The 26,488-nt window shown below is 38.0% G+C and carries 18 protein-coding genes; 10 read left to right on the forward strand and 8 right to left on the reverse strand.

All coding sequences use genetic code 11. From position 1 onward, the window contains the following. Nucleotides 1–206 precede the first annotated feature (206 nt). The 5 genes from B879_RS00755 to B879_RS00775 all read left to right on the forward strand — a co-directional run bounded on the left by B879_RS00755 (nucleotide 207) and on the right by B879_RS00775 (nucleotide 11,429). Nucleotides 207–2,042 (forward strand): AraC family transcriptional regulator, encoded by a 1,836-nt coding sequence (locus tag B879_RS00755; RefSeq protein WP_009183207.1) that lies wholly within the window; start codon nucleotides 207–209, stop codon nucleotides 2,040–2,042. Between the two features lie 191 nt (nucleotides 2,043–2,233). Beyond that, on the forward strand, nucleotides 2,234–7,147 hold the full coding sequence (locus tag B879_RS00760) for an Ig-like domain-containing protein (protein WP_162136881.1): 4,914 nt from the start codon (nucleotides 2,234–2,236) through the stop codon (nucleotides 7,145–7,147). Nucleotides 7,148–7,152: 5 nt separating this feature from the next. Then, nucleotides 7,153–8,112 (forward strand): PorP/SprF family type IX secretion system membrane protein, encoded by a 960-nt coding sequence (locus B879_RS00765; protein WP_040400058.1) that lies wholly within the window; start codon nucleotides 7,153–7,155, stop codon nucleotides 8,110–8,112. An 8-nt stretch (nucleotides 8,113–8,120) separates the two neighbouring features. After that, nucleotides 8,121–10,418: an OmpA family protein gene (locus B879_RS00770; protein ID WP_009183210.1), complete on the forward strand. Its 2,298-nt coding sequence runs from the start codon at nucleotides 8,121–8,123 to the stop codon at nucleotides 10,416–10,418. Between the two features lie 138 nt (nucleotides 10,419–10,556). Next, the gene (locus B879_RS00775) at nucleotides 10,557–11,429 is read left to right on the forward strand and encodes a hypothetical protein (protein ID WP_157231477.1); all 873 of its coding nucleotides are present in this window, start codon (nucleotides 10,557–10,559) and stop codon (nucleotides 11,427–11,429) included. Between the two features lie 98 nt (nucleotides 11,430–11,527). On the opposite strand, the gene B879_RS00780 is transcribed toward B879_RS00775, so the two are convergent. Continuing rightward, the gene (locus tag B879_RS00780; protein WP_157231478.1) at nucleotides 11,528–12,235 is read right to left on the reverse strand and encodes a LytR/AlgR family response regulator transcription factor; all 708 of its coding nucleotides are present in this window, start codon (nucleotides 12,233–12,235) and stop codon (nucleotides 11,528–11,530) included. 199 nt (nucleotides 12,236–12,434) lie between these two features. On the opposite strand from B879_RS00780, the gene B879_RS00785 reads away from it, so the two are divergent. Then, on the forward strand, nucleotides 12,435–14,987 hold the full coding sequence (locus tag B879_RS00785; protein ID WP_009183213.1) for a PAS domain S-box protein: 2,553 nt from the start codon (nucleotides 12,435–12,437) through the stop codon (nucleotides 14,985–14,987). Further along, a complete protein-coding gene (locus B879_RS00790; protein WP_009183214.1) occupies nucleotides 14,977–16,026 on the forward strand; it encodes a hybrid sensor histidine kinase/response regulator in 1,050 nt (349 codons plus the stop codon). The genes B879_RS00785 and B879_RS00790 overlap by 11 nt, the downstream gene beginning before the upstream one ends. On the opposite strand, the gene B879_RS00795 is transcribed toward B879_RS00790, so the two are convergent. Further along, nucleotides 16,008–16,409 (reverse strand): response regulator, encoded by a 402-nt coding sequence (locus B879_RS00795; RefSeq protein WP_009183215.1) that lies wholly within the window; start codon nucleotides 16,407–16,409, stop codon nucleotides 16,008–16,010. The two genes, B879_RS00790 and B879_RS00795, sit on opposite strands and share 19 nt — an antisense overlap. 423 nt (nucleotides 16,410–16,832) lie before the next feature. On the opposite strand from B879_RS00795, the gene B879_RS00800 reads away from it, so the two are divergent. The 3 genes from B879_RS00800 (at nucleotide 16,833) to B879_RS00810 (ending at nucleotide 20,020) form a co-directional block, all read left to right on the forward strand. Beyond that, the gene (locus tag B879_RS00800; RefSeq protein ID WP_157231479.1) at nucleotides 16,833–17,171 is read left to right on the forward strand and encodes a hypothetical protein; all 339 of its coding nucleotides are present in this window, start codon (nucleotides 16,833–16,835) and stop codon (nucleotides 17,169–17,171) included. A gap of 484 nt (nucleotides 17,172–17,655) precedes the next feature. Next, the gene (locus B879_RS00805) at nucleotides 17,656–19,227 is read left to right on the forward strand and encodes a tetratricopeptide repeat protein (RefSeq protein ID WP_009183217.1); all 1,572 of its coding nucleotides are present in this window, start codon (nucleotides 17,656–17,658) and stop codon (nucleotides 19,225–19,227) included. A gap of 193 nt (nucleotides 19,228–19,420) precedes the next feature. After that, nucleotides 19,421–20,020 (forward strand): hypothetical protein, encoded by a 600-nt coding sequence (locus B879_RS00810; RefSeq protein WP_238542055.1) that lies wholly within the window; start codon nucleotides 19,421–19,423, stop codon nucleotides 20,018–20,020. Between the two features lie 433 nt (nucleotides 20,021–20,453). On the opposite strand, the gene B879_RS00815 is transcribed toward B879_RS00810, so the two are convergent. From B879_RS00815 to B879_RS23075, 6 genes are all read right to left on the reverse strand, one after another. Further along, nucleotides 20,454–21,050 carry an outer membrane beta-barrel protein gene (locus tag B879_RS00815; RefSeq protein ID WP_009183219.1) on the reverse strand — a complete coding sequence of 199 codons (597 nt, stop codon included), beginning with the start codon at nucleotides 21,048–21,050 and terminating at the stop codon, nucleotides 20,454–20,456. Between the two features lie 1,285 nt (nucleotides 21,051–22,335). Next, entirely contained in the window at nucleotides 22,336–22,530 is a 195-nt protein-coding gene (locus tag B879_RS23555) for an SUMF1/EgtB/PvdO family nonheme iron enzyme (protein ID WP_368678975.1), read from the reverse strand. Nucleotides 22,531–22,542: 12 nt separating this feature from the next. After that, nucleotides 22,543–22,794, reverse strand: coding sequence for an FISUMP domain-containing protein (locus tag B879_RS00820; protein ID WP_009183221.1), 252 nt, complete (start codon nucleotides 22,792–22,794; stop codon nucleotides 22,543–22,545). Next, nucleotides 22,791–23,390 (reverse strand): hypothetical protein, encoded by a 600-nt coding sequence (locus tag B879_RS00825; protein WP_157231481.1) that lies wholly within the window; start codon nucleotides 23,388–23,390, stop codon nucleotides 22,791–22,793. Before B879_RS00825 ends, B879_RS00820 begins: the two co-directional genes overlap by 4 nt. A gap of 76 nt (nucleotides 23,391–23,466) precedes the next feature. Further along, nucleotides 23,467–24,819 (reverse strand): fibrobacter succinogenes major paralogous domain-containing protein, encoded by a 1,353-nt coding sequence (locus B879_RS21680; RefSeq protein ID WP_009183223.1) that lies wholly within the window; start codon nucleotides 24,817–24,819, stop codon nucleotides 23,467–23,469. A 147-nt stretch (nucleotides 24,820–24,966) separates the two neighbouring features. Beyond that, nucleotides 24,967–26,436, reverse strand: coding sequence for an energy transducer TonB (locus B879_RS23075; protein ID WP_009183224.1), 1,470 nt, complete (start codon nucleotides 26,434–26,436; stop codon nucleotides 24,967–24,969). Nucleotides 26,437–26,488 lie beyond the last annotated feature (52 nt).

A 26,488-nucleotide genomic window follows, 5' to 3' on the forward strand; every position in this document is an offset into this window, starting at 1 on the left:
ATAATTTTTTTAAAAAAAACCAATTAAAAACTGTTACAAAAATGTCACAAGTTTTTAAAAATATTATGTTTTTAAAATTTGACACTTTGTTTTGTTGAAAAAGGGCTCAAACTCAATTTTTACTTTTGATTTACAAAAATCCTCTAAATGGGTTTTTGTTAACTAAATAATCTCTTCTCAGGGTATTTTTTTATTAAATTCCGTAAATGATTGCTCCAACTACTAGAAAATTTAAATTATATCACAGTCGGGTTTTTCTTTGCATCTTCGCGTTAACGTTTGTTATTGTAATCCCTGGAAACGGACAAACAAAAGTGGAGGATATTGAAACGAATGATCCCAGGATTTTAATTCAAATTTTAAGTTCATGGGAAGGAGATGCAGACGAAATTTTTTGGGAATTGCTTGATAAGCTGAAGACTAAATCACACGCCGAAAATTACCTTCCTGGTATTTTATCTTACCATAGCGTTCTTTTTCAAAGGAGCAAGGATATATTGCCATTTGCAGGAGCCCTTGATTCATTACAATCAAATTTAGTCAGCAACCTTGAAATTATTCCTCTTGAAAATGAAATTAAATTCCGCATATCTATTGGTCAATTGGCAGTGAAGTTTAGGAATTCTTTCATAGCTAAAGAACAAATTTACAGGTTACAATCACTCCCTTTAGACGTCTATCAAACCGGAATATATCACCTTATGAAAGCGGATCTACATGGTCATTTAGGTGAACTTGATGAAGCTGTTTCGGAATATTTTATTGCGGAATTGATTTTCATAGAATCTGATGATGACTATTTACTCTATCATACTTATAACGGCTTAGCCATAGCGTTCAATGGTTTGGATGAATTCGATTCGACATTAAAATTTTATAAAATGGCTCTAGATGTCGCGGAAAGGTCTGGAAACCCTGAAAATAAAATGAAAGCATATTCCAACATTGGTATTGCATATGTAAATCTTGGAGAATATGAACTTGCATTAAAATATTACGAAAAAGGGTTTGAATTTGCTAAAATTCAAAATATGCCTTTAAATCAGGCTCAAAATTTATTGAACATTGGAAACCTTTATAAAAAGAAGCGTGCTTTCTCCAAAGCACTTGATTATTACAACGCCTCAATAAAACTATGTAAGCAGCATTTCATAGATTATGGCCTGGTGTTGAATTACATGAATCTCTCAGAAATTTACCAAGAACAAAATGCCTATGAACAATCATTAGGTCTTTTAGATTCTGCATTTTACTATGTTGAAAAAATGGGATTCAAAAAAGAAAAAAGTTTTGTTCTTAAGTCTTATGCTACACTTTTTGAAAAGTCTGGCGATTATAAAAATGCTTTGGCCTACTTTAAATCTTTTTCTGACTTGGAAAAAGAAGTTTTAAATCAGGAAAGTAAATCAAAAATTGATGAATACCTTGTCAGATATGAGCTATTAGAAAATGAAAGGAAGCTAATGGAAGCCCAGCTTGAAGCAGAATTCAGTGACAAGATTATTAAGGTTCTTGGTATATCTTTATGCTCTTTTGTTTTGGTCTTTGCTGTTGTTACGGTTTACCATTACCGAAATAAAAAGCATGTTCAAATAATACAGGTTAAGAATAGAGAACTTGATATATGTAGAAGTAGTAAAATATCCGAAGTTTTACAAAATTCTAAGGAATTGACTAATCCTAATCATGAGCTTTTTAAAAATATTGTTAGACTATTAGAACAAGAAGAAATCTACAAAGACCCAAATTTATCTGTCAAATCCCTTGCAGAAAGGTTAAACTCCAATGAGAAATACATATCGAAAGCAATTAATGAATATTGGGGAAGTAATTTTAATCAGATGATCAATGATTATAGGGTGAAAGCCTGCAAGAATTTGATGTTAAAAAACCCGGACCATACCATTAATGAGATAATGTATGAAGTTGGCTTTAATAGTCGTACTGCTTTTTATAATGCTTTTTTGAAAAACACGGGGGTCAGCCCTTCCAAGTTTAAAAATCAATTAGGTAGAAGAAGATCCAAGATTACAGATGTTTAAAGTTGAATTCAATTTTTAAATCATTGGATATTTAATAACTGAAAGTGGTTTTCAGAAAAAAAGACCAATTTTCCAGAAATGTGAAAATACTTTTCGGGAATCAGAATATTGAGTGGTGAATTTTAAAGTATTTTTGATTTAAATCTTTGATTATTCAAGTTTGGTTTGTTTAAATTTTCCATTTAATGTTTATGCGTAAGTACCTTTTTTTTGCCTTATTGATGTTAATTTCAGTTCATCTTTTTTCTGGAACTTCATTACATCTTAATGAGAGGGTATATGGTGGTTTTTATAAATCTATTCCTTCAGGAGAGAAGAATTTGTTGTATTCAAAAACAAGTGATTTTAGTTCTTGCAGAGATCTAAAGGAGGATGATATTGATCTGTCACAAAGCTTCTTTGCTATCTGTCAAGGTGAAGGGGTTCAGGTAGAAGTTTCTTCCTCAAGCTTACCTGATGCTGAAATTGTATGGTATGCAGATGAGACTTTGGAAACTGAATTATTTAGGGGGTCGGTATTGGAACTTGGCCCGGAGAATTTGACATCAAGCAGATCTGTTTATGTGACCTTGACACATGAAGAGATCTGTAAGGATGGTATAGCCTTTTCAAAAGAAGTCCAGATAGAAGTTAAAACCCCTCCATCAAAACCTGAATTTCCTTTTCCTTTTTCCAGCGAGCAAGGTGCATTTTTGGCTCCGGATGCTTTGGAATTGAGTCCTTATAGTTTAACGGCTATTAATGGGAATTCAGAAAATTCAGAAGTAGTATGGGTGGACCGTAATTCAAGAGAAATTGGTAGAGGCGAGACGCTCAACCTACCTGAGAATTTACCCTTGGGTACGTTCCAAATAGAGGTGTATGTGGAAGAAAATGGTTGTATCAGTGAATCTGTCCTGGTTTTGGTCGAAGTTTTGCCTGAACAGCCTTCTGCACCAAACTGTACCCTAGGTGCTATAACTATTGTATCCGAAAGAATTTTCCCTTGCAGTAGTAATCTGAATTGTGATGTCATCGAAAAGGACAGAGCAGTGGATAATAACCTGGAAACCTTTTCAGAAATCAGAGTGAAAGGTGGCCTTAATTCAGGTTCAAACGGTAGGTTGTCACAGGATATTTTATTTACAAATATTGATGGTGTAAAAAATGATGTAGTTTTTTTTACACTTTCTTTCGGTAATAAGGAGGAGGTTACAGCTTGGGAAGACTACAGGTTTGTCTCTTTACAACTTTTGAATGGATCAGCACGTGTAGGGGAAGCTATATTTTTGAATAACGCAGATGAGATCAGAGAAATTTTAGATGATGGTAGTGGAAGATATGTCTTTAGGATCCAATCCATGGGTAATTTTGACAGAGTAAGTGTGACGGTCCGGGCAGGCAGTGCTCAAGAAATTATTGTAAACGTACATCAAGCAGAAATGGTGATCGGGTCTCCGGGAATTCCGACGCAAGCGGTAGAAGTATGTCAAGGTGATGAACTAGCAATTTTGGAAGTAAGTCCCTTTGAAGGTACCTTGATCAGGTGGTTTGATCAAGAAACTGACGGGAATCAGTTGCTTTCAGGAAATGTATTTAAATTAGACAATATCAGCGATTTGGAGCCAGGGTTATATACCTACTGGGTTAATCCTGTTAGAGATGGATGTGTTTCCAGATTCAGGTATCCGGTAGAACTGCTTATCCATCCGGCACCTGATTCAAATTGGGCCGATGTAAGTACGGAAGGATTGTTTTGTGAAGGTGAAGACATCATTTTGTCTCCGACCTTGATAGGTGATGGCTTATCATTGAATCCCGATAGCGTTGAGTTTATATGGTTTACCGATCAAACTGCTACAGTCCCGGTCTTGGGAAATCTCCCTGGTTATGAGCTTGACGGAGAGGGAAGACTAAGGCTTATTGCTCCTGACTCTGGCCTATATGAGTTGTTTCTATCTTTAAGGAATTTGGAAACAGGCTGTGCATCTTTACCTGGACTTTTGCAGCGTGTTGAACTGCAGGTGTTGGAAAGGCCTAAAGCCCCAAGCTTTGGACAGGATCTTTTCGAGTTTTGTTCGGATATTTTACCAACGCTAGCAGACATTAGCGCCCTTGACCAGGAAGTTCAGCTTGTCTGGTACGATGCTGAAGAAGCAACGGAAGCACTGAGTCCGGACTTGCTTCTGGAGGATGCCCGTACTTATTATGCAGGCATACGCAATGAATCTGGTTGTGAGTCAGTTGATCGGGTATCCGTAGAAGTTCGGCTTTTGGATTGTTCTCCCCGACTCCATTTGACCAAACAGCCTGAAAAGTTGGAAGCTGTTGCAGGAGAAGAGCTTTCTTATGAAATTACTTTGCGCAATGAAGGAATCAATACGGCTACGGAAATTGTATTGGTAGACAGCCTTCCACCCGGGACTTCCTTGGTCAGTGCAGTTCCTGAACCGGCAGCGGTTATTGGCAACAAGATTAGCTGGAAAATAGAGGAGTTGGCTAATGCTGAATCTTTTTCTATTGGGTTGACATTACAAATATCCCCTGCAATTCCAAATGGAAGCCAACTTGAAAATATTGCTTATGTTGTTGAGTTTGATGGAAAGGAAACTTTGCTATCAACTGAAACGGATTTGATCCCGGTGGTGATTGTGGCTGAAGCCGTCATTGATCTTGAAAAATCGGCTCTCATTGATACGTTAATAGTCGGAGGGCAGCTCATTTATCGTTTTTCAGTAACCAATCAAGGTCCAAGTGATGCGTTAGGTGTAGAAATTACAGATTTTTTTGATGAAAGGCTGATTTTTTCTTCCGATAATCAATTTGATTCAAGGTTGAATTTTGAATTTCTGGAAGGTAACCTGCTTCGCTGGGAAATAGATACGCTGTTAGTTGGCGAAAAGGTCGATTTTGATTTAATCTTTGAAAGTAAGGAAGATGCCATTCCGGGCCTGATTGAGAATGAGGCTTTACTTAAATCAGCTACGACCTTGAGAAATTCGGTCAGTGCTCAATCCAATCCAGTGCTCCTGATTCCTATGCCTGAAACTGAATTGGCATTCGATAAGGTTTCGGAGTTTGACCGCTACAACGAAGGAGATATAGTGAATTATGTTCTTCGTGTGAAAAATATGGGAGATTTTCCGGCCCTGAATCTTTCCATTAGGGACATTTTTCCTTCGGGGCTTGATTTTTTGGTTTCCGATCCGAGTCCTTTAAGGGAAGAGGAGGGGCTTTTGGTGTTTGGTGTTGAGCGGCTTGAAGCGGGTGAGGAGCTGTTGATCCGTGTGAGTTTTCTATTGGCAGCATCTCCGGAGGGCTTGGTCAACCGAATGGAGGTAGAGGGGGACAATGTTCCCTTGCAGGAAATTGCATCAATGGCGCTTTCCAGGAAGGAAGTTCTCCTTGTGCTGGACAAGGAGGTTTCTGAAAATATGGTTTTTCAGGGTGATAGATTTGAGTACAGGATTACTGTGGAGAATCCGGAGGATGAGCATGCCACGGGTCTGAGGGTAGTGGATGTCCTTCCTGAGGAAGTGGTTTTTGTAGGTGGGGATTCGGGCAGGGGTAGTGTAGGCTTTGATGCAGTATCACGTACTTTGGTATGGGAGCTGGATACACTGGCCGGAGGGTCAACGGAAGAGCTGTTGGTTTCTGTGGAAGCCCTTTTGTTGGGTGAGTCTGTAGTCAACCGTGCGGACCTGTCTTACAGGGAGCAGCCCTCAGGACGTTCTGTAGTTGCGGAAGCCAGTCATTCCCAGGTGGAGGTTCCGGTGTCCGAGTTGTCCCTGGAAAAGCAGGTGCTAGTGGATGGTATTTCGATAGGTGATACGGTGGTATATGAGCTATTGCTGCGTAATACGGGGAATGTTATACTGGAGGAATTACTGGTCTTTGACAGTCTTCCGGCATCTATGGTATTTCTGGATGCTGATATTGAATTGGAGGGTAGTAGCGGAGGGGTTTTGGAATGGAGCATTCTCTCCCTATCACCAGGGGAGGAGTTGCGCTGGCAGTACCGTGTTTTGGTTGAATGGGACACTTCGCTGATAGGTGAAATGCTTGGGAATACGGCTTTCTACAGTTATTCGGGTGGTAGCGGAGCGAGCAATACGGTGGTCTTATTGGTAGAGGCCCCAGCAGCTGCCCAGCTTGAGTTGGAGAAGTTTGCGGAGTTTGACCGTTATAATAAGGGTGATCTTGTTAATTACACCCTCCGTTTGAAGAATGTGGGAGATGTTGCGGCCCGGAATATTGAGATCAGGGACATTTTTCCTTCGGGTCTTGATTTTTTGGTTTCCGATCCGAGTCCTTTAAGGGAAGAGGAGGGGCTTTTGGTGTTTGGTGATGAGGGGCTTGAAGCGGGTGAGGAGCTGTTGATCCGTGTGAGTTTTCTATTGGCAGCATCCCCGGAGGGCTTGGTCAACCGAATGGAGGTAGAGGGGGACAATGTTCCCTTGCAGGAAATTGCATCAATGGCGCTTTTGCAAAAAACAGCTGCTTTGTTGTTGAATAAGACCGTTTCAGAACCCATAGTAGAGCAAGGTGCTGTAATTGAATATCAAATTTTGCTGGAAAATCAAGGCAATGGTACTGCTACCGGAATCACCGTCTTGGATGCACTCCCTTCAGAACTTGAGTTTTTAAGTGTCAGTTCCAGCCTTGGAAGATGGGAGTATGACCCCAGCAATCGCTTGGTTAAATGGGAATTGGATGTATTAGAGGCGGGTCAGGATGCTTTGCTCAGGATTCGTGTGCGGGCAATAGCCGTGAATAAGGGGATCAGGAATGAGGCTGAAATGACACTTAATGAGCGCCTGGAGGAAGGTTATGCGACAAGATCTGCTGTGGAGATGGATATTTTACGTTTTCACATTCCAAACATGATCTCACCCAATTCAGACAGGATCAATGATTTCTGGGTAATTGAAGGTTTGGACTTGTTTGTTGAAAATTCGGTCATTGTTGTTAATACTTCGGGTGTAGAAGTATTTCGGGCCACGAATTACAAAAATGACTGGAATGCTCCTGGCTTGAATGAGGGTACGTATTTCTACCGACTGGTTTTGAAGGATATAAACAACAGGGTTACTCAGCATCAAGGGTTTGTGACAGTATTAAGGTGATGGTTATGTTTAAAAGGTCAATATTATTTATTTTCCTCTTGGCCCTTTGCTTTCAGGCTATTGGGCAGCAATTAGTTAATTTCAGTCAGTTTGTCTTTAATCCGGTCTTTATCAATCCGGCTTATACGGGTTATAAAGGGGAATTATACCTACAGACCTTTAATCGCTATCAATGGGCAGGACTGGAAGGTGCTCCAAGGTCTTTAGGCTTCGCTTTGGATTCATTTCATGAGCGCTATGGTCTGGGCTACGGCCTTATTGTTAGGAATGATCAGGTTGGGCCACACAGGACCTTTTCACTTTATGGAAACCTGGCCTACCATTTACAATTATCAAATGAGAAATTTCTGAGTTTTGGTGCTTCCTTAGGATTTTCTCAATGGAGATTGGATGAAAGTGTCCTGGATCCCGGTTTTTCTGATGATCCTATCTTGGGTGTTGGTAAAAATAGAATGAGCTATCCGGACCTAAAAATAGGGATGTTTTATTATTCCAATTGGGGTTTTATGGGATTTTCCTTTGACAACGCACTGGCGGGGATAATTAGGTTTGATGAAGGTGATGTAGTATTTACACCTGGGGTTCATTTGAATTTTTCAGCAGGGATGGCTTTTGAACTGGCAGAAAATCATCTGATCAGACCATCTTTTTTGTTTAGGGATGATTTTAAAAGCCCTGCAAGTTTGGAATTGTCTTCCTCATGGCTTTATAATCAGCGCATCGGTTTTGGAGTTGGTTACAGGACAAGATTAGATTATGCAGGAAGGTCTATAGTTTCTCCTATAAGCAATCAAGTCGCGGTTATTGGCTATTTAGAATTATTTATAAAGGAAAATCTACGGCTTGCTTATTCCTATGATTATGGCTTAAGGCAGCTAATAGGTAATTTCGATACACATGAACTAAATGTAAGCTTCCGGTTTGGGTCAACCAAAAAAAAGATTTTATCACCTAGGTTTTTTTAATGATGGCTATGCGTAATTTTAACTTTCTATATATCATTTTCTTCATGGCTTCAAGCTGTATTTCATTTGAATCCAAAATGAAATTGGCCAAATCCCACGAAGACCTTTTGCAATTTGAAGATGCATTGGATTATTATTTGGCTGCGTGGGAAAAACAAAAAGTTCCCCTTATTGCAAGGAGGATTGCAGGCATTCATTTGAAAAAGAGGGATTTTGTACTGGCAGATAATTGGTTTTACGTGTATTCCAGCTTGCAGAAACTCTCAATAGAGGATCATTATGACTATGCTAAGGTTTTGATAGGGCTTTCAAGATTTGAGGAGGCCAATTATCATTTGGAAGCCATTGAAAGATTGGATCGAATCGAGGCCAAAAGTCCAAAGTGGAGCTCTTTTCGGCAATCTGCGATGACCGCTAAATCCATCTTAAATGGCCCAACGGATTACGAGTTGATACCTTTAGATGATATCAATACCCAGTTTTCTGAATTTGGCTATACCTCTTTTGAGAATCAGAAGTTCTTTATTTCAGATAGGTTTGAGGGAGAGGATTTGATAATCCAAGATCGAGATCAAGTAACAGGAAACGCTTTCTTGAATATTTTTTCCGGATTTACCGATAATGTGACTGAAAAGTTTTCTTTTAAAGGATGGAATGAATTTAAAAACCAACTTCATCAAGGTCCTTTACATGTAAGTGAATCTTTTACTTTTATTGTTCAATCCCTAAATTCAAATAGGAGACAGAGAAGGCTTGGGGAAAATATGATGAGTATTGTTCCTAAAATTTATTACAAGAAAAATCAGGGATCTGATTCAAATTTTTACCTATTAGAATTCAACGATGCCTTAAACGTTACATATTTGGATCCTTTCTGGGATGAAGAGAAGAGGCGTTTGTATTTTGTTTCTGACCAACCCGGAGGCTTTGGAAAGTTGGATATTTATTACAGTATTTTGCATAGCAATGGTGTATGGTCCAGGCCCATTAATTTGGGAGAACACATCAATACTTTTGGAAATGAGAGAAGTCCATTTGTTTATCAGGATACCTTGTATTTTTCTTCTGAAGGGAGAGGCGGACTCGGAGGTCTGGATATTTACAAAGTGAGTATAGCCAATGATAATTTTCAAGGCGTCCCTGAAAATTTAGGTGTTCCTTTTAATTCTAATAAGGATGATTTTTTCTTTATGATTGATAAGTGGGAAGATGATCTTCAGGTCCTTTCATCGGATAGAGATGGAGGAAAAGGAAAAGATGACTTATATTTTCTTAGAAAAAAAGAGCAATACCGACCTATAGTTTTTGAGTTTGTAGATGAACAAACAAGGGAACCGCTGAATAATGTTGTTTTGGAATTGGTGAATCCTTTGACCGATGTAATGAGCACATATATTTCCGATAAAGGTGGTAGGGTCATTACAACCCTACCTAAAGGGATTGATGCATTAGGTGTCAATTTAAGTAGATCTGGGTATGTTTTCGAATCTTTTTCCAATTATAAATTAGGGGAGAGCGATACGCTGTCCTTTAGTCTAAAAAGAATGATGTTTAATAAAGCTTTTTCAATTAACGATATTCTCTACGAATTTGGTAAGGATGAAATTACAGCTCAATCTATGAGAGAGTTGGAAAAATTAGCCAAAATATTGTTAGATTATCCTAGACTTAGGGTCAAACTTACCGCCCATACCGATGCAAGAGGTTCGGAAGCCTTCAACCTTAGGCTTTCGCAAAGAAGGGCTAAAGCCGCTCATGATATTTTAGTTAATCTCGGTATAGCCACTTCTAGAATATCATATGAAGGAAAAGGCGGGAATTTTCCAATCATTGACTGCGGAAATGATTGTTCTGATGAAGAGTATGCCAGGAATAGGAGAACTGAAATTGTTTTAATCGATGATTATTTTTACGAACAGGATAATCCTGCTCTAGAAGGTAATACTGAGCAAGAAAAAATTGGAGGAGGGGCCTACATAAAAAGTTCTGAAAGAGATAATTTAACAATTTTTGTTGATGGGGAAGTATCCTCTTTCCCTGAGATTATTCAGGTCAATGAAGGGGAAAGGGGGAAATTTTTTCATATTATTTCCAGTTTCAGTTCGTATCAGCGGGCATTATTAGCTTCACAGATGTATATGGACCAAGGGATAAGTATATATATCATCCCTCCTTATGGGGAAAGTGATTTATACAGATTGGCTGTTGAAAAGTTCGATTATTATTGGCAGGCTTCAGCGCGTTTGGATCAAAACAGGTTAAATTTTAAAAGCCCTGATATTTGGATTTTGGAGTTTGAGCCTTAAGGAAAAATCCAAAACATTTCATTAACAATTTTAGGCCAAAAAAAGTAGAAACAGAACAAAGGCTTTAACTTACCGGCTAAATGATTATTAATGGTTTCGCTTTCTATTTCAAAACGCTTTGATTTAAACTCTACGGTGTTGCTTAAGTCCAGACCCTCCTACCAATTATCCGATATTTATACTCCGGTCGAAATTTTAGGGCCGGATTTTGTGATAGGGGTTGGAGGTTTGGAGGATAGTGAATCTAATGAAGTACCTAACAAACCCCATTATTTGCTTCTGGCTGGTTTATTGGGCCTATCTTTACCTTTTAATAATTACCGGTTGTCCTTTGGCTTAAGTTTAAAAGACTATTACGAGAAGAACTTTTCCTTTATGCATCTGAAGCGACAAAGGTTAATCCGTTCCAAAGTAGAGGATCAATATATCGAAAAGTTTATTGGCGTTGAATCCGTTACGCTTTATCCTGGAATTTACCTTCAATCTCTCCACTTATGCAGGATTTATGGAAATGAACGTTTCCTATTGGTAGATTTGGGAAAAAATGGGCTAGAGGCCATTTCCTTTGACCTCAACCGTAGCAGCGAAAATCAAGAATACCTCAAGGCAAAAGGATTTGATGATTGGCTGGCAATGGAATTAATGGGTGAAAAAAATAATATTGGAACTGTTTCTAAAAGCAAAACCAAGTTTTTGAAAGACCCATCCAGTCAAATGAAGGAATATATCCTGTATCTTTTGAAGAAGCTTCAGGTTTTGGTGAACAAGGATAAGCAAGAGACATGTTATTTACATATTTGTTCTGATTTGGTTCTCGCTTCATCGGAATTGGATACGTTCTTCTCGCATTTGGACAAATTGTTTAAAGAGTCGATAGCTGTTAAACTAGAACATGAAAGCATCTTACAGGTATTGACAAATAGACTAAGTCTTTCGAATGATTCCATGATGGATATTGTATCAGTTGGCGTGGTAGTAACCCAAAAACGATGGAATTTTATTGTACTTTAAAATTCCTTGATATTGCTTTTTTTCTAATCTATCTAGAATTCATTGAATTGTAGCATTATAGCTACCGTACCTAAATCCAGCTTAGTATTATTATAAGTCTATGAAAGTCTTGAAATTATCAATTCTCTAAGCTTTTTGTAGAATCCTCTCCTGACAGGTAGGGAAGTTTGATTGACAATTGCCTCTTTGGAATTAAAAGAAGCAATATGACTAACGTTAACAATATAGGATTTATGTATGCGGATAAATTTTTTATCAGAAAGTTTACCACTTACATCCTTAAGAATGTCCCTTATCATGTATGTTTTGTCTTTAGTGACCACTTTGGTGTACATGCCATCAGCTTGAAGATAGAGTATTTTGTCTTCCGAAACAGGGCTTAAAAAACCTTTATCCCTGATTTTCAAATATTTTTGGCGTCGATCGGTTTTTTCTTTAAACTGAATTCTGTTTATTGCTAAAAAAACAGCAGACTTAAGTCTTTGAAAATCAAAAGGTTTTAATAAAAACCCATCATAAGTTACGTTACTGATTTTTTCCAAAATGGGATTGTCTGAATAAGCTGTTAAGAATAATACAGGGATATCATATTTCTCTTTGATGACCTGTGTCAATTGTACGCCATCAAGCGTACCTTCCAGTAGTACGTCCATGATAATTAAATCCGGCCTTCTCTTTTTTAGGTATTCCAGTGTATCTTTCGCATTGGAAAAAATATCCAAAACATTGAAATCAAGCGTTTGCAGTAATTCTTGTAAATTTTCTGCCAACTCTTTTTCGTCCTCGACAATAAGAATTTCTTTCACATTTTTGTAATTATGGAGGTTCGGATGGATTAATCTCCTCTCAGTTTCATAGGTTTTAACCTTGTTAAAAACAAGAGAAATCAAAATATTCACTTTAATTACTTTAAATTTTTGAACTTTAAGCGGTTTTACCAATTAACTGTAATAAAATGTAAATGGAGTGGTGTTGAAAACGAATTAAAAAGGTTAAATTAAAATAATGTTAAGTAGTAAAATTCTTTTAGGTTTAGGGGAGTCCTATAAATTATTATACACTAAAAACTTACTGAAGAAGTCCATTCAAGAGGTATTGGGGATATTGGGAAGGGCTTCCGATGTGGATAGGGTGTATATCTTTAAAAATCATATGTTGCCCGATGAATCATTGGGTATGTCCCAGGTTTTCGAATGGACCAAAGAAGGTATTTCGGCGCAATTGGAATTTGAACCTTTACAAAATCTATCCTGGAGCTTGTTTCCTGAACTTTTGGAAAAGCTTGAATCCAATGTTCCCATCAATGATTATGTGAAGAATTCAACCAATCAGTTTTTTTATGAGACTATGCATGAACAGGGAATTATTTCGTACTTATTTGTGCCGATTTTTACCGGAGAAAAGTTTTGGGGATACATAGGTTTCGATAATTGTACCAGAATAGAAAAGTTTAAAGAAGAGCAAGTTGCGGCACTTCATGCCTTTGCGGGTAATTTTGGTTCAGAAATCATGATCCGCAAGCAAAGGAAACTTTTGAAGCGTAAGCGTATGAAATTCTGGGAATTCATACAATCCTTGGATAACATTTTATTTAAGCTGAATGCCAAAGGAGAGTTTGTTTTTTTGAATCAGGCTTGGGAAAACTATACCGGATACAAAATTGGCAACTGTATGGGGAAAAGCCTTTTAAGTTTTATAGAACCTCAAGACTTTTCCAATTTGGAGTCCGCCTTTACCCGTACAAAAATGGAAGGCTATACCTCTGTACAAAAAGAGTTAAGGATGCGATTGGCCAATGGTAAGTACAGGTGGTTTTTGATTAGATTTAAAGCTGATTTTTCAAATCATGGAGATTTTAGAGGTTTTAAGGGCTTTTTAATGGATATCCATGAAAAAGTAGGATCAAAACAAAAAATCCAGAAGTTGACTGAGTTTTTTCAACTTATAAATGAAATACAGCTAGGTTATTTTGAATCTGATGATATGGCATTGCCATTGGAAAATCTTTTAAAGTCTCTTTTGAGAATTACAGATAGTAAATTTGGATTTATTGCCGAGATATTATATGATGAACAAGGTCAGCCCTACCTAAAGACCCATGCGATTTCAAATATCTCTTGGTCAAAAGAAACTGAAGCTTTTTACCAAGATCATTATTATTCAGGAATGGAGTTCCGCAATTTGGATACCTTGTTTGGAGAGGTTGTAAAAACGGAAGAAGTATTGATTGCAAATGACGTGGGTAATGACAAAAGGGCCAAGGGTACGCCTGCCGGTCATCCTCCATTGAAAAGATTTTTAGGTATTCCCGTCAAAAAAAACAATGAATTGATTGGTATGATGGGCTTGGCCAACAAAGTAAAGCCTTACGTGGAAGAAGATGTGGATTTTTTAACTCCGATTATTTCAGGTTATGCCAACTTTATCAAATCTACCCAATATTTTAGGGAGCGAATAAAAACAGAGCAGAAAAATAAAGAAATACAGCAGCTTTATGATCTTATTGCCCAAAATTCTAAGGATATCATAGCAGTGCATGATTTGGACCTTACCTTCCGCTATGTCTCACCCTCCATTTTTGATGTTTTGGGATATAAACCTGAAGAAGTGATAGGGAAAAAGCCAAGTGAAGTGTTTAGTTCAACTGTGGTTCCGGCAAGTTTACCTGAAACGGGGAAAAGGTTAGTGCTTGACCATATGCATAAAAATGGCCAAAAACTTGTTAGATTGGAAATTTTAAGTGAAATTTTATATGATGATAAGGGTATTCCCACGGGAACTATAGCGGTATCAAGAGATGTTACCGAGCGAGAGGAAATCTTACAGGAATTGCAGGAATCTCTAAGTAGGGAAAAGGAATTGAGTCAGTTGAAGTCAAGATTTATTTCCATGATTTCGCATGAATTCAGGACGCCACTTTCCACCATATTAAGTAGCACAGAACTCTTGACTATTTTTAGCAATAAGGTCAATGATTTAGAGCTTAAGGAAAAGTTGCAGCTGCATCTTTCCAGAATCAATGGCCAAATTTACCGGCTTTCCGGTATCATATCGGATGTGTTGGTTTTAGACAAGAGCTCACATGGAAAAAAGGCTGTACAAAAGGAAAAAATAGCTCTTTGCAAGTTTTTTGAATCTCTGGTTTTTAATAATTTCATGGATCATAATGGAGAGGGTCTAATTCAATTGGAATTACCTTTAGAGGACAAAGAGGTTGTGACTGAACCTACATGGCTGACACATATTTTCAGAAATATTTTGGAGAACTCTTTGAAATATTCCGGTGTTTCTGACTTGAAGCCTGTACTAAAACTTACCTATGGACCATCAAGCTACTGCGTTACCATCAGGGATTATGGAATAGGGATACCTGATGAGGAACAGAAATATATATTTGAATCTTTTTTCCGGGCAAAAAATGTTGCCAATATCAAAGGTACCGGATTAGGATTGAATATTGTAAAGGAGTTTCTCGCTAATCTTGGGGGAGAAATTTCATTTGAGAGTACTTTTGGAAAAGGGACAGCGTTTAAAGTGGAATTGCCTTATGCCTATTAAAATCTTATTAATTGAAGACGAGCAGGACCTGAGACAGAATATTTCTGAAATGCTCGAAATTGAAGGTTTTCAGGTCTTTCAGGCAATAAATGGGATCGAAGGGCTGGAACTTATCAATAAGCAGAGCATTGACCTGGTGATTTCTGATATCATGATGCCTTTATTGGATGGCTATCAATTGTTGGAAATTGTTAGAGGCAATCCTAGTTTTTCTAACCTTCCCTTTATCTTTCTCTCAGCTAAATCTTCTCTAAAGGACCAAAGGCTGGGTATGGAAAAGGGGGCGGAAGATTACCTTATCAAGCCCATTGCATTCAATAGTCTCTTAAATGCGATACATGCCGCATTAGACAAGAAACAACAAAGGGAGGCGCTGATAAAGGAGGCCATTAACAAGGCCATTACAAGCGAACGAAAGGTGAAGTACCATGAACTTAGAACGCCACTGTTCGGATTGATGGGCATCTTGGATTTTTTATCAGAAAACTTAGATGCACTAGATAAAAACGAAATACAACTTTTGGTTGAAAAGGCCCTTGATGCCTCCAATCGCTTGGATGGGACCCTATCTAAATTATATATATACCAAAAGATTGCTGACAACGAAATCAACTTGCAGTACTTCCCCTCTTTGTATTTCTTTGTGAAGGAAATTGTTGCCGGGCTTGGTTTAGATACGGTTGAAATAGTCAATGAAGGAAATGATTTTTCAGTATCTTTTGACCCAAAACAGTTGACCTTTATATTGACTGAATTGTTACAGAATGCCATCAAGTTTAAAGCCACTGATGATGCCAAGGTAAGCATTTCATTTAATGAGGGAAGAAAAATAACGGTAACAAATACCCAAAATTACCTTCCTCCAGACATGGCCTTATCCATCAGCCCTTTTTGTCAGTACGATCGGACGCAACAGGAACAGCAAGGTTTGGGCTTAGGTTTATTTATAGCCTCAAAGTATTGCGAAAAGCACCACTGGCAATTTAAAGCAGAAACCTTAAAAAACGGAGACTTTCAGGTTCAAATTGAATTTGCCTGATTGCTTGTTTGGTCTCCTTTCATTACATCAATTATAAGTTGATGTATATCAGAGATTTTGAAAGGCTTTCTTAATAGTTTGTTAAAATAGACCTGCTCCTTATCAAACATTCCTTCTTCAGCTGCTGTCATGCCTATGAGTGTGATAGATTTTCCTTTTTCAGTTGCCCTGATGCGTTCAGCCATTTCAATTCCATTTAAGTATGGCATCATAAAATCTGTCAAAATAAAATCAATCTTTTTCTCTGTTTTTTCGAACAGCTCAAAACCTTCCAACCCATTGCAGGCTTCCTGTATTTCAAAACCCTTACTCTCCAATACCTTTTTAAGCATCAAACGGATCAATTTATCATCTTCAACAATTATTCCATGTAACATTTGCATTATGTTAGTAAATTAATATTCTACTGATTCATTGAGCTATTTTAAAAAGAATGGACATTTTTCTACATGAAAGACTCTCAATTCTTAAATTTAAATAAATCGTTCTTCAATTTTGCTTGATAGCGGCATTTTTGCAGCTAATTGTAAATGATTGGAATTTTTTTTAGAAAAAATACTTTTTGTGTGTAAACATCTTTAAAGTGAAATAATATTTTCGATAGGGACAATTCGTGTATTTTATATCCAAAAAATAGAATTTTATTTATATCTTTTTTATGACATATATTGACTGAAAAGGATAATATGTTATTTGAAATGCAATTTTTTTATTTTGTGACATTTTTGTGACATGAAAAAATGCAAATTTAAAGAAATAGCGATGTATTTTTGTGTTGGTTATTGAAAATGGTTTCACCTATTGTTATGGATTATTTGGATTTTAATCAAAGAAGGATTGCGCATATTCACAGATTACTGTTTTTAGAAAAAAAATATTTAGATCCTGATTTTGATTTAGCCTCATTAAGTGCTGAGCTGGGGGTAAAAGTAGAACAATTGGAAGGTTTGATTTTCTCTATTTATCGTAAAAGTTTTGTAGGGTTAATCCGTCAATTGAGGGTTGAGGCGCTTTTTAATGCTATTCCCCTTCAGCAGCCTATTGCCGACAAAGAAACTTTTGCAAAGCAGTTTGGCTTTGAAAGCTTTGAAGAAATGGAAGAAAATTACTATATCGAAATGAACCAAGCGTTTCCAAAATTTTGATTTTGTATTTTCTGTCTATTCGGAATGTTACACGTATCAATTGGAGGGCCTCGGCAAGCTCGGCCACCGGGACTTAAATAAATATGGGGGGGAGGGAAGAAATGCGGCAAAGCCGCATTTCTTCCCTCCCCCGATTTTCCAAACCTAAATTCCGTTCCCCGAGCTTGCCGAGGGGCTCTTCAACCAAATATAATTCTACTACGTGTAAGATTAAGGATACTCAGATTGTATTTTTACAAGACCTTCAGTTCATTAACAATCTTTGGTTTTTTTGTATCCAACCATCATTATTTTTATTTTAAAATCAAATAAACCTAGTAAGTGTAAGCTAATCAATGATTAGTTTGATTTTATGGTTTTACTTCGGTTTAATTATTAATATTTTCGTGCGCATTCCTGATAGGTACTCGTGATTTATTATAAAAAAGTTTTACTAGCTGTTTTTTTTCTTTTTTACTTGCAAGCATTTGCTAATCAGTCATATATGGCTGAAATTTATAGGTCCTTTGAGCCACTGGAAAAGCAGGCATCTGAGGAAATGTTGATCAGGGCTCTTTTGGATAGCGTGGATAACTCATTATACATAGACTTCATCCAGGCATTGAAGTATGCAGAAAAGGCATATTCGCTGAGTCAGGGTTTAGAAAATATTGAGCTCAAAATGTTTTCAACATTAAAGTTTGCCACCACCTATTTTTATAAAGGGTTTTATGTTCAATCCATCAATTTATCTTATGAATTGCTTGATTTATCCAACCGCGCCAAAGAACCGGTATGGAAGGCGCAAGCCTATATCCTTTTGGGTAACCATAAATTGGTTAATGAAAATTTTTTGGAAGCAGAAAGTTATTACCAGCGGGCCAGGACCATCTTAAATGCTTTTTCGGGTAGTGATAATCCACAAGTCAGACATCTTGAAATTAAATTATACAACAATTTTGGAGTGATTAATTCCAAATATGGAGCGTATAACAAAGCGAATGAAGCATTTATCTCGGGAATCTCCCTGGCCAAAACCGATAGAAAATATGTTGTTGATCATGCCCGTATATTGAGCAATATGGGCGATAACCTGAGTAGCCAAGGCTTGTTCTTAGAAGCGCTGGCGTTTTATGAAAAAGGAATTGCTGTATTGGGTGAAGGCCCTGATACCGTTATGAAATCCATGCTTTACAATGCTTTGGGGAAATTATATATGGACCTGAACCGATATCCGGAGGCAATAGAAAACTTTAAGCTTGGATTTGAAATGGCCAAATCTGCCCATGCTTATTCGCATCTAAGACACTTATCAGAAGGTCTTTCCATAGTGTATGGAAATTTGAAAATGGCAGACTCTGCCTTTTTTTATTCAAACCTTAGTAGGAGCTATTTTGATAGCTTGCGGATCAATCAAGCATCTGATAAGATGCTTATAGAAGAACTTGCCGGTGTTTTTGAGCAGGAAAAGTCGGAGCTCAGGTTTTTTTATGAGAAAAAACAAAGTTTTCTGCTTGCAATGTCCATCATATTCCTTCTCGTAATAGTCTTATTGATTGTTAAAGTTATTGGGAATAACCAACAGCAGAAAGGGCTAGAAAAACTTATCGTCCCCCACCTATCTATGAGGGAATCTGATAAAGATAAAGGAGAAGAGATAAGTGATGATCATTTGGCTAATTCCAAAACAGTAAGCAAAGATCAAACTGTAGATATTATTTCACCTTTGTCGGACAAGGCCGGAGTTATGGATGATGAAAATTTACAGGGATATTTAAAGAAGATGCTGCTTGAAGTGAATGATGCACGAAGGAATACTTTTTTGCGTGAGTTTGAATTTAATTTTGCACGGGCATATCCCGGGTTTATTGAAAAGCTCAATCGAACGTATCCGGATTTGACCCCCAACGATAGAAGGTTATGTGCTTTTATGAAACTTCAGCTTGCTACAAAAGAGATCGCACAAATCACGGCTCAAAATAACCGGGCGGTAGAAATGGGGAGGATCAGGTTAAGGAAAAAACTTGGCCTTACCAATTCCGGAGAAAACCTTTACAGTTTTTTTTCTAATTTTTGATTGTTTTTTGCAGCATAGGTGGCCCCTTTGTTTTCCTACAGTTCATTTACCTTCCGGTACAATTGTTCGCCTCAGGCTTGAATGATGCGCAAATTTAGACTTTGTCAATAAGTCTAATAATGCGTGATTGTGTAATTCTTCTGGATCTCGTAACGTATCATCGTACTAAGTCATTTTCTTTTGATGCCAATCCTTGCAGGATCTTTTTTTGTTTATTCTGCTAATGGTTTATTTTCTTTCAGGTACTTTCACCTATGGGCAAAAGGTCAATGGACTGGTCACTACTAAGGAAGGCATCCTTCATGAAGGCATTGTAAAATTAAAACTTAAGCATTTAAAAGTTAAGACTGCGGATTCAGGAGGTTTTATCAAGATACCGGCAGAAGCGGTAGAGGATGTTTTCATATTTTATGAAGATGAAATCATTCGCTACCAATATGTTCCTGTAAGTTTTTATGGAGGACAATGGTTGATGTATTTTGCAGACCTGAACGGTAAAAAAATCTACAGGCATGTCAAGTTGTACAAAACAGGTAAAAACAAGCTTCATGAAAAGTGGTATTACTTTGGCTTGGAGGAAGGTGCAAAAATGGCTACTTGGTTGCATGTAAGTAATAATCAGGATATTTTCTTTAAAAATAACTTACTGCACTTCTTTGGAGATAAGCCTGAGGTTAAATCTTTGATTTTGGAGGGTTATTTAAGTGCTGAAAATATTTTGGAAATTATTCGTTTGTATCAATCTGAAGTCAGTAGCATGGCGGTCATGGAGGGGGTGAACAGGGAGGAGTGAGGAATTAAAAGTGGGATTGCGGAAGGCGGATTTCGGAACGGAACCTTGAACAATGAACCCTGAACAATTGAACCTCATGTCTCTCCGCCCTCCGAATGCTGGTATGGTTTCATATCGGGATGTTAACAGTTAACAGTTAACCCTTAACCCTTAACCAAAAAAAAGCTTGGTAACCTTTAACTACGCTACCTTGAACTCTGAACAATGAACCCTGAACAAAGTAGGATTTCGGAAGGCGGATTTCGGAATGGAACACAGAATATTGAACAATGAACCTCCGCTTCTCCGCCTCTTTGCTCCTTCGCCTCTCCGCCCTTCAAAAAAAGCTTGGTAACCTTCATGAGCTTACCTTAAACATTTGAACATTGAACCCTGAACAATTTTCTCTTCTCATCCAATAAATGAGGAAGCTTTCAAGTAAGGATCTTAACAGTTAAAATTTAAAGGATAGGCCTAAAATGAGTTGTTGGAATCGGAATTCTGTATTTTGGTTCAATGCTTGATTGAGGCCCCAAATTTGGGCAGTAAGCTCTTTTTCGTAGCGTAGGTCTATTCCAACAGGACCCAGATTGAGACCTACACCTATTTGGTAGCCTGTAGTGAAATCTGTTGACAAAGCATCTACTTTGAAGTCCTTTAAATCATCCGAAATACGGTAATGCAGAGTTGGACCTGCAAAAACAGATATAAATGAACCTAATAGATCTACCCCTATCAAAATTGGAACATCAAGTCTTTGGGTGGTAAAGGTTTGGTTCTGAACTACTGTACTCAAATTACTGTAAACCAATTCCGGCCTTAAGTAAACCAAAGGAAGCTTAATTTTACCAAAAAAACCGACATTGTAACCCAAACTAGAGAATGGGTCTTCCATGATCAGCTGTGCATCCTTAAAGAAGTTTTCGTTGTAATTGTAATTTAAACCTCCTTTGATACCGAAGCCACTTTTTGTCTGTGCCTGTAACTGCATACTGAAAATGACAAAAATTAGCCCTATTGCGCCTATGCAGATTTTAAATTTTCTCTCCATGTTAAATTATTATTATGTATAGTAATTATTATTAATCATGCGCTTAGACTTGTATTCCGGCTAAGCCAACTAGAAAACTTCATCATTAAAATAAGATAAATTGATGGTGAACAATTGGTTTAAATTGTTAATAATTAATATTTTGTCACTTTTTGTAAATAAAAACACATGGCTTTCTGAGCGTAGGGGATTTTAAGGTTCGTGAGACCGATTTTTTAAATTATTGGATTTTTTAGGTGCACTTCCCCAGAGACTAAGGACTAGGTTAAGAGTTAAGGGTTAAAAGTTAAAAGTTAACTGTTAACCTATAAAAATAGCTTAGTAACTTTCATGAGCCTACCTTGAACCCTGAACATTGAACCCTGAACAAAGTGGGATTTCGGAAGGCGGATTTCGGAGTGGAACCTTGAACAATGAACCCTGAACAATTGAACCTCATGTCTCTCCGCACTTCTAAGGCTGGTATGGTTTCATATCGGGATGTTAACAGTTAAGGGTTAACCATTTAAAAAAAAAGCTGTCAGCCCTACAACTGACAGCCTTAAAAAAGTCAAATAGACCAGACTGATTCTGCGGAGATTTAGGAGATTTGGTTAGCTACAAACATATCAACAATTCCGCATAAAAAATCAATACTACAATGATACAATTAAAATGCACAAGCATATTTACTTTGTATCTAATTGTAAATGAAGTGAATATTTAACTTTTGGGGAGTGATATTCTCTATTTATTCAAAGGTCATTTCGTTTTAATAAAAAAGAGGTTGCGACTTTAAGAGCAACCTCTTTAGTATTTTAAAATAGACCGATTAGTTATTGTAATGATGGTTTTTGAAATCAATTCCTAATGGGATTGACCTAACAATAACATTCAAATTTATTGCCTTAAATTGATACAAGAACCGTTATGCTTTGATCTGTAAATAAAATGTCATAAGAGTAGCACTGTTAAAAGAAAATCCGAATAATTGAAGAAATTGGATTCATTTCATCCATATTGTTTACAAAAAGCAGCATTTGTGATGAATACTTATTTATTGAAGATTAACTTGATAGACATAATTAATTAATGGTTCAACGCATTTGCATTCTGCTCTCGTAAAGGAGGTGTTTTTGGCACCTCTTTTTTTATTCGAATAAAAGCTGATAAGGCCTTTCAATTTTACTTTCCAGTTCATTAATGGTCACTAAACCATTGAAACGTAGAAATTCTATAGCTATTGAATATATGATGCCAGCCGGAATCCAACGGTACCGTAACCGTCATTAGGGAAGTTGAAGCTTCAAAAATAAACTGATGTTCGAACTGGATCATAGGGCCAATTGCAACCTCTTAATATTTTCCATGTTCCAGAAAAAGGCCCCTTTGAATGAGTCTGCGGACTATTGGAATAATAATCCTCGTGGTACCAACCACTATAGCATTCCAATACATTTCGGCCCATATCGTAAAGACCAAGCTCATTTGGTTTTTTAATGTATTTTGATAACTAATCTTTAAGACATCGGACATAAAACCCGGCAGTTTTAGTAGACTGGAACCGACTGAGGTATTCATCGTTGGCGCTTAACTGTCTGTGTGTGACATTATCTTTGTTGTTTTTAGAAGCTGACCACCAATAGCCACCAAGTCCAAGGTCAGAGAAGTGCCCCATCGAATTGACATAACCTCCCGGTAGTCCTGAGAAACCGCTTCTATTATTTCCATTCCCATTATTTTCCCATCCTTTTCTGTTTTTCATTTTTCATTTGTTTTCAAAAATTTTAAATAGTCCAACAATAATGAAGCAACTTTATAATCATGGGGCGAGGCAGAAATACCCTCTTTTGTTTCAATCACAGTAAAAAAGAAAGGATAGTATTGCTTTTCATAGTACTCCATGAGGTGCTTATTTTTTAAATATTCGTTACTGTATTTGTCGTTTTTTTCTTTTAGCGCTGACACTTTGGGCCCAACGGCTTTTAGAAATGCCCCCTCATCAGCAAAAGACATTCTGGTACCACAAGTGCAGGTTGTATTTGAATCAGCATCCATATCCTCACTTATCAAAGAAACATGGTTCAGTTGGATATTACTTTCTCTAAACAAATCCCTTAATTGAAGCTCAAGCTGGCTTATGTCCTGCTTGTCAATGATAATTGCCTGTTCCTTGATTGACTCGATGATGCTTTCCTGAAGTGCTGCTTTGGATTGCTCATTGTGGCAAAGGGTGTCTTTATTTGAGCAGGAAGAGAATAGGCTAAATATTAAAACAATGATTATGTTTTTAATATTAATATTATTCAATTTAGAAGTTATTGTTTTTTCAAGTGTTTGCTCAAAATCAAGATTTGTCATATTTGAAAAGTCATTTTTTTCAAGAAAGGTATCTTTTTTCTTAAGTATTTGAACCGGGAATTGAATGTTTATTTGATTAATTTTGAATACATCGCACATAAAAGCCGTTGTTTTTTGATCCCAACCATATAGGTCCGCGCGATCTTTTGGATACTAAATCAGCCCAAGCAAGGAAGGCTGCTTGGCCATTAGCTTCTGAAGCACTCCAATAACGATCGATTTCCGTGAATCCACCATTATAATAATAACGGGATCCACTAGGAACGGCAGAGAAACCCCTTTCATTGAGGTAAGAGTGCCATATTTTCATTATCACCAAATTTCCCTTCAATAAACCGGAGAATACATTCCAGTCGTTATTGTTTGGGATCCTCCATCCTTCTGGAGCTAGTCCTCTGGTATCATTTACTGCATACCAATTATATAGTTTGCCTAAACTATAATTTGCTGGGTTGTTTTCAAAATAACACCAAGCAGGAATTTTTTCTTGTCCAGCTTTTAACCAATCCGCAGCAGTCTTGGCATGAAAAATCGTGTCCCCATTATTAAATGTATCCACATTTAAATTTTCTGCCATCCAAACCTGTTCACCCACTTCTACAGTTTTAAAGTTAGAATTGTCCTTTTTCCCTAGGTCTAAACGTATATTTATACTTTTAATACTATCTTGAACTTCTGCATCCGCAATCAAAGCATAAGCATCTTCGTATTTCTCCAAAGCCTGATCCCAGTATTGTTTTTCAGCCAATAGATTGGCCTGACTTTTTACCTTAATAAATTCTTCCTTAACCTCCTGAGAGATTTCATCTTGTTTTTCTCCTTTAGGTAGGAAGAACCAAATTCCCACTGCCAAAAGCAAAAGGACCGAGATAGCCCAGAGCAAAAGGGATGCTTTTTTCTTTTCGGGCTGGGGTTTGGAGGGTTCTGGTCTGGGAGGGGCAGGACTTTCGGCTAAGGGTTCTAATAGGCGAAAGGCAATCTCGAGCTCCTTGAGAAGTTGCTGAAAACTATCTTTGATGGCTTTATTAGGAGCACTCTTAAACCCCCTTTCAAAATCCTCCTTCTTCTCTTTATAAACATCCATTAATTCCCCTCTGGAAAAAGGCTTATTGAGTCCCAGTAACTCCAAAGCAGCTGACTCAGACATAGGTTGGGGCTTGGAAGCTTGGGCTTTTTCTTCGGGAGCATTTTCCTCAGGCCCCATGCTGGGCAGTTCGCTGAGGTCTTCTTCGCTTTCCCCGCCCAGAAAGAGATAGGCCTCCTCCACGGCGGCAAGGCGCTTGCGATAGAGTTCCTTTTGGTGCTCCGTAGGGGCATTGGTCAGGCGTATCTGCAGTTCGTTGTAGATTTCCTGATAGGCCCTGCGGATCTCGGAGGCAGAGGCGCCGGGTTCAAGGTCCAGGAGTTCTAAAGCTTTTTGTTCGGTCATGGTGTTCTAATTTTTGGATTAGAAATTCTTGGTGTTGAACTTCGGGTTTACAAATCCCGAAGAGCGGGAGATTTCAAATCTTTAATGAAAATTTAGATTCATTTTCTTCTCTTCTAAATTCAATTTATTTTCCAGACTTGCCCATAATCAACTAAGCTTGAACCTAATCGGCAGGTTCATTCTTACTTTTACAGGCCTTCCTTTAACCATTCCGGGATTCCATTTGGGTGAATTTTGAACTACTCTTATAGCTTCTTCATCACAGCCTGCACCTATACCTTTTAGCAATTCAACATCCTGAATAGACCCATCAGTGTCAATAATTAACTTTACATAAACTATCCCTTCGACACCAATATTCCTTGCAAGTGTAGGATATACCAGGTTATTTGATAAATAGTGTGAAAATGATGCTAGTCCTCCTGGAAAAGTAGGAAGTACCTCGGGTTTGTCATAAATTTCATTTGTGACTTCCTCAATTGGCTTACTAGAAACCACTTCGGCCTCTCTGCGTAAAAGCTCTGCTTCTTCGGTTATTCTTCTGTCACTTTCTGCCTGTTTTTTACGCGTTTGTTCTTCTACTTCAGCTTGGTCTCTTCTCCTTTGTTCTTCGGCTTCCCGCCACCTCTGTTGCTGTTCTGCTGCTTTCCGTTCGCTATTGGCCTCCAAATCCCTGATCTTCTGCTCAGCTTGTGCAGTATAGGTGCCGGAAGGATATTTGTTGATAAAGTCTTCATAAGCAGAAGTGCTGTTGGCCCTTTGGGCAATAGCCCAGGCTAAGGCCTGTTCTTCGGCCTTGGCGTCCAATGCCATAGCTTCCAAGCGCTGCCCAATACTCCGCATACTATCACCGACCTCCGTATCTGCCAACAATCCATAGGCTTCCTCGTATTTCTCCAAGGCCTGATCCCAGTACTGTTTTTCAGCCAAAAGATCTGCCTGACTTTTAACCTTAATAAATTCTTCCTTAACCTCCTGAGAGATTTCATCTCGTTTCTCTCCTTTAGTCAGGTAAAACCAGATCCCTGCTGCCAAAAACAAAAGGGCAGGAATTGCCCAAAGCAAAGGGGATGCTTTTTTCTTTTCAGGTTTGGATTTGGAAGGCTCTGGTTTGGGAGGGACTGGAGTAGGCCTTTCGGCTAGGGGTTCCAATAAGCTAAAAGCATTTTCAAGATCAACCAATGATTTTTGAAAGGCATTCTTTATTTCATTATTAGGGGCTACTTTGATTCCCTTTTCAAAACCTTCTTTCTTATCCTTGTACGCATCTATTAATTTCCCTCTTGAAAATGGCTTGCTAATTCCGAGTAATTCCAAAGCAGCTGCCTCACTAAGGTGCTGGGGCTTGAAAGCTTGGGCTTTTTCTTCCGAAGTATTTTCCACAGGCCCCATGCTGGGCAGTTCGCTGAGGTCTTCTTCGCTCTCCCCGCCCAGAAAGAGATAGGCTTCTTCCACCGCGGCAAGGCGCTTGCGGTAGAGTTCCTTTTGGTGCTCCGTAGGGGCATTGGTCAGGCGTATCTGCAGTTCGTTGTAGATCTCTTGATAAGCCCTGCGGATCTCCGAGGCAGAGGCGCCGGGTTCAAGGTCCAGGAGTTCTAAGGCTTTTTGTTCGGTCATGGTGTTCTGGTTTAGGATTTAAAATCCTTGGTATCGCGCTTCAGGATTTGTA

It is taken from the genome of Cecembia lonarensis LW9, from assembly GCF_000298295.1.
GTDB lineage: Bacteria > Bacteroidota > Bacteroidia > Cytophagales > Cyclobacteriaceae > Cecembia > Cecembia lonarensis.

What these genes read in the sequence shown, in the direction of transcription:
- B879_RS00795 (WP_009183215.1), bottom strand. Translation starts at nt 16,409, where the DNA reads ATGCAAATGTTACATGGAATAATTGTTGAAGATGATAAATTGATCCGT.
- B879_RS00785 (WP_009183213.1), top strand. Translation starts at nt 12,435, where the DNA reads ATGTTAAGTAGTAAAATTCTTTTAGGTTTAGGGGAGTCCTATAAATTA.
- B879_RS00790 (WP_009183214.1), top strand. Translation starts at nt 14,977, where the DNA reads ATGCCTATTAAAATCTTATTAATTGAAGACGAGCAGGACCTGAGACAG.
- B879_RS00815 (WP_009183219.1), bottom strand. Translation starts at nt 21,050, where the DNA reads ATGGAGAGAAAATTTAAAATCTGCATAGGCGCAATAGGGCTAATTTTT.
- B879_RS00760 (WP_162136881.1), top strand. Translation starts at nt 2,234, where the DNA reads ATGCGTAAGTACCTTTTTTTTGCCTTATTGATGTTAATTTCAGTTCAT.
- B879_RS00820 (WP_009183221.1), bottom strand. Translation starts at nt 22,794, where the DNA reads ATGAAAAACAGAAAAGGATGGGAAAATAATGGGAATGGAAATAATAGA.
- B879_RS00765 (WP_040400058.1), top strand. Translation starts at nt 7,153, where the DNA reads ATGTTTAAAAGGTCAATATTATTTATTTTCCTCTTGGCCCTTTGCTTT.
- B879_RS23075 (WP_009183224.1), bottom strand. Translation starts at nt 26,436, where the DNA reads ATGACCGAACAAAAAGCCTTAGAACTCCTGGACCTTGAACCCGGCGCC.
- B879_RS00755 (WP_009183207.1), top strand. Translation starts at nt 207, where the DNA reads ATGATTGCTCCAACTACTAGAAAATTTAAATTATATCACAGTCGGGTT.
- B879_RS00805 (WP_009183217.1), top strand. Translation starts at nt 17,656, where the DNA reads ATGGCTGAAATTTATAGGTCCTTTGAGCCACTGGAAAAGCAGGCATCT.
- B879_RS21680 (WP_009183223.1), bottom strand. Translation starts at nt 24,819, where the DNA reads ATGACCGAACAAAAAGCTTTAGAACTCCTGGACCTTGAACCCGGCGCC.
- B879_RS00800 (WP_157231479.1), top strand. Translation starts at nt 16,833, where the DNA reads ATGGATTATTTGGATTTTAATCAAAGAAGGATTGCGCATATTCACAGA.
- B879_RS00770 (WP_009183210.1), top strand. Translation starts at nt 8,121, where the DNA reads ATGCGTAATTTTAACTTTCTATATATCATTTTCTTCATGGCTTCAAGC.
- B879_RS00825 (WP_157231481.1), bottom strand. Translation starts at nt 23,390, where the DNA reads ATGACAAATCTTGATTTTGAGCAAACACTTGAAAAAACAATAACTTCT.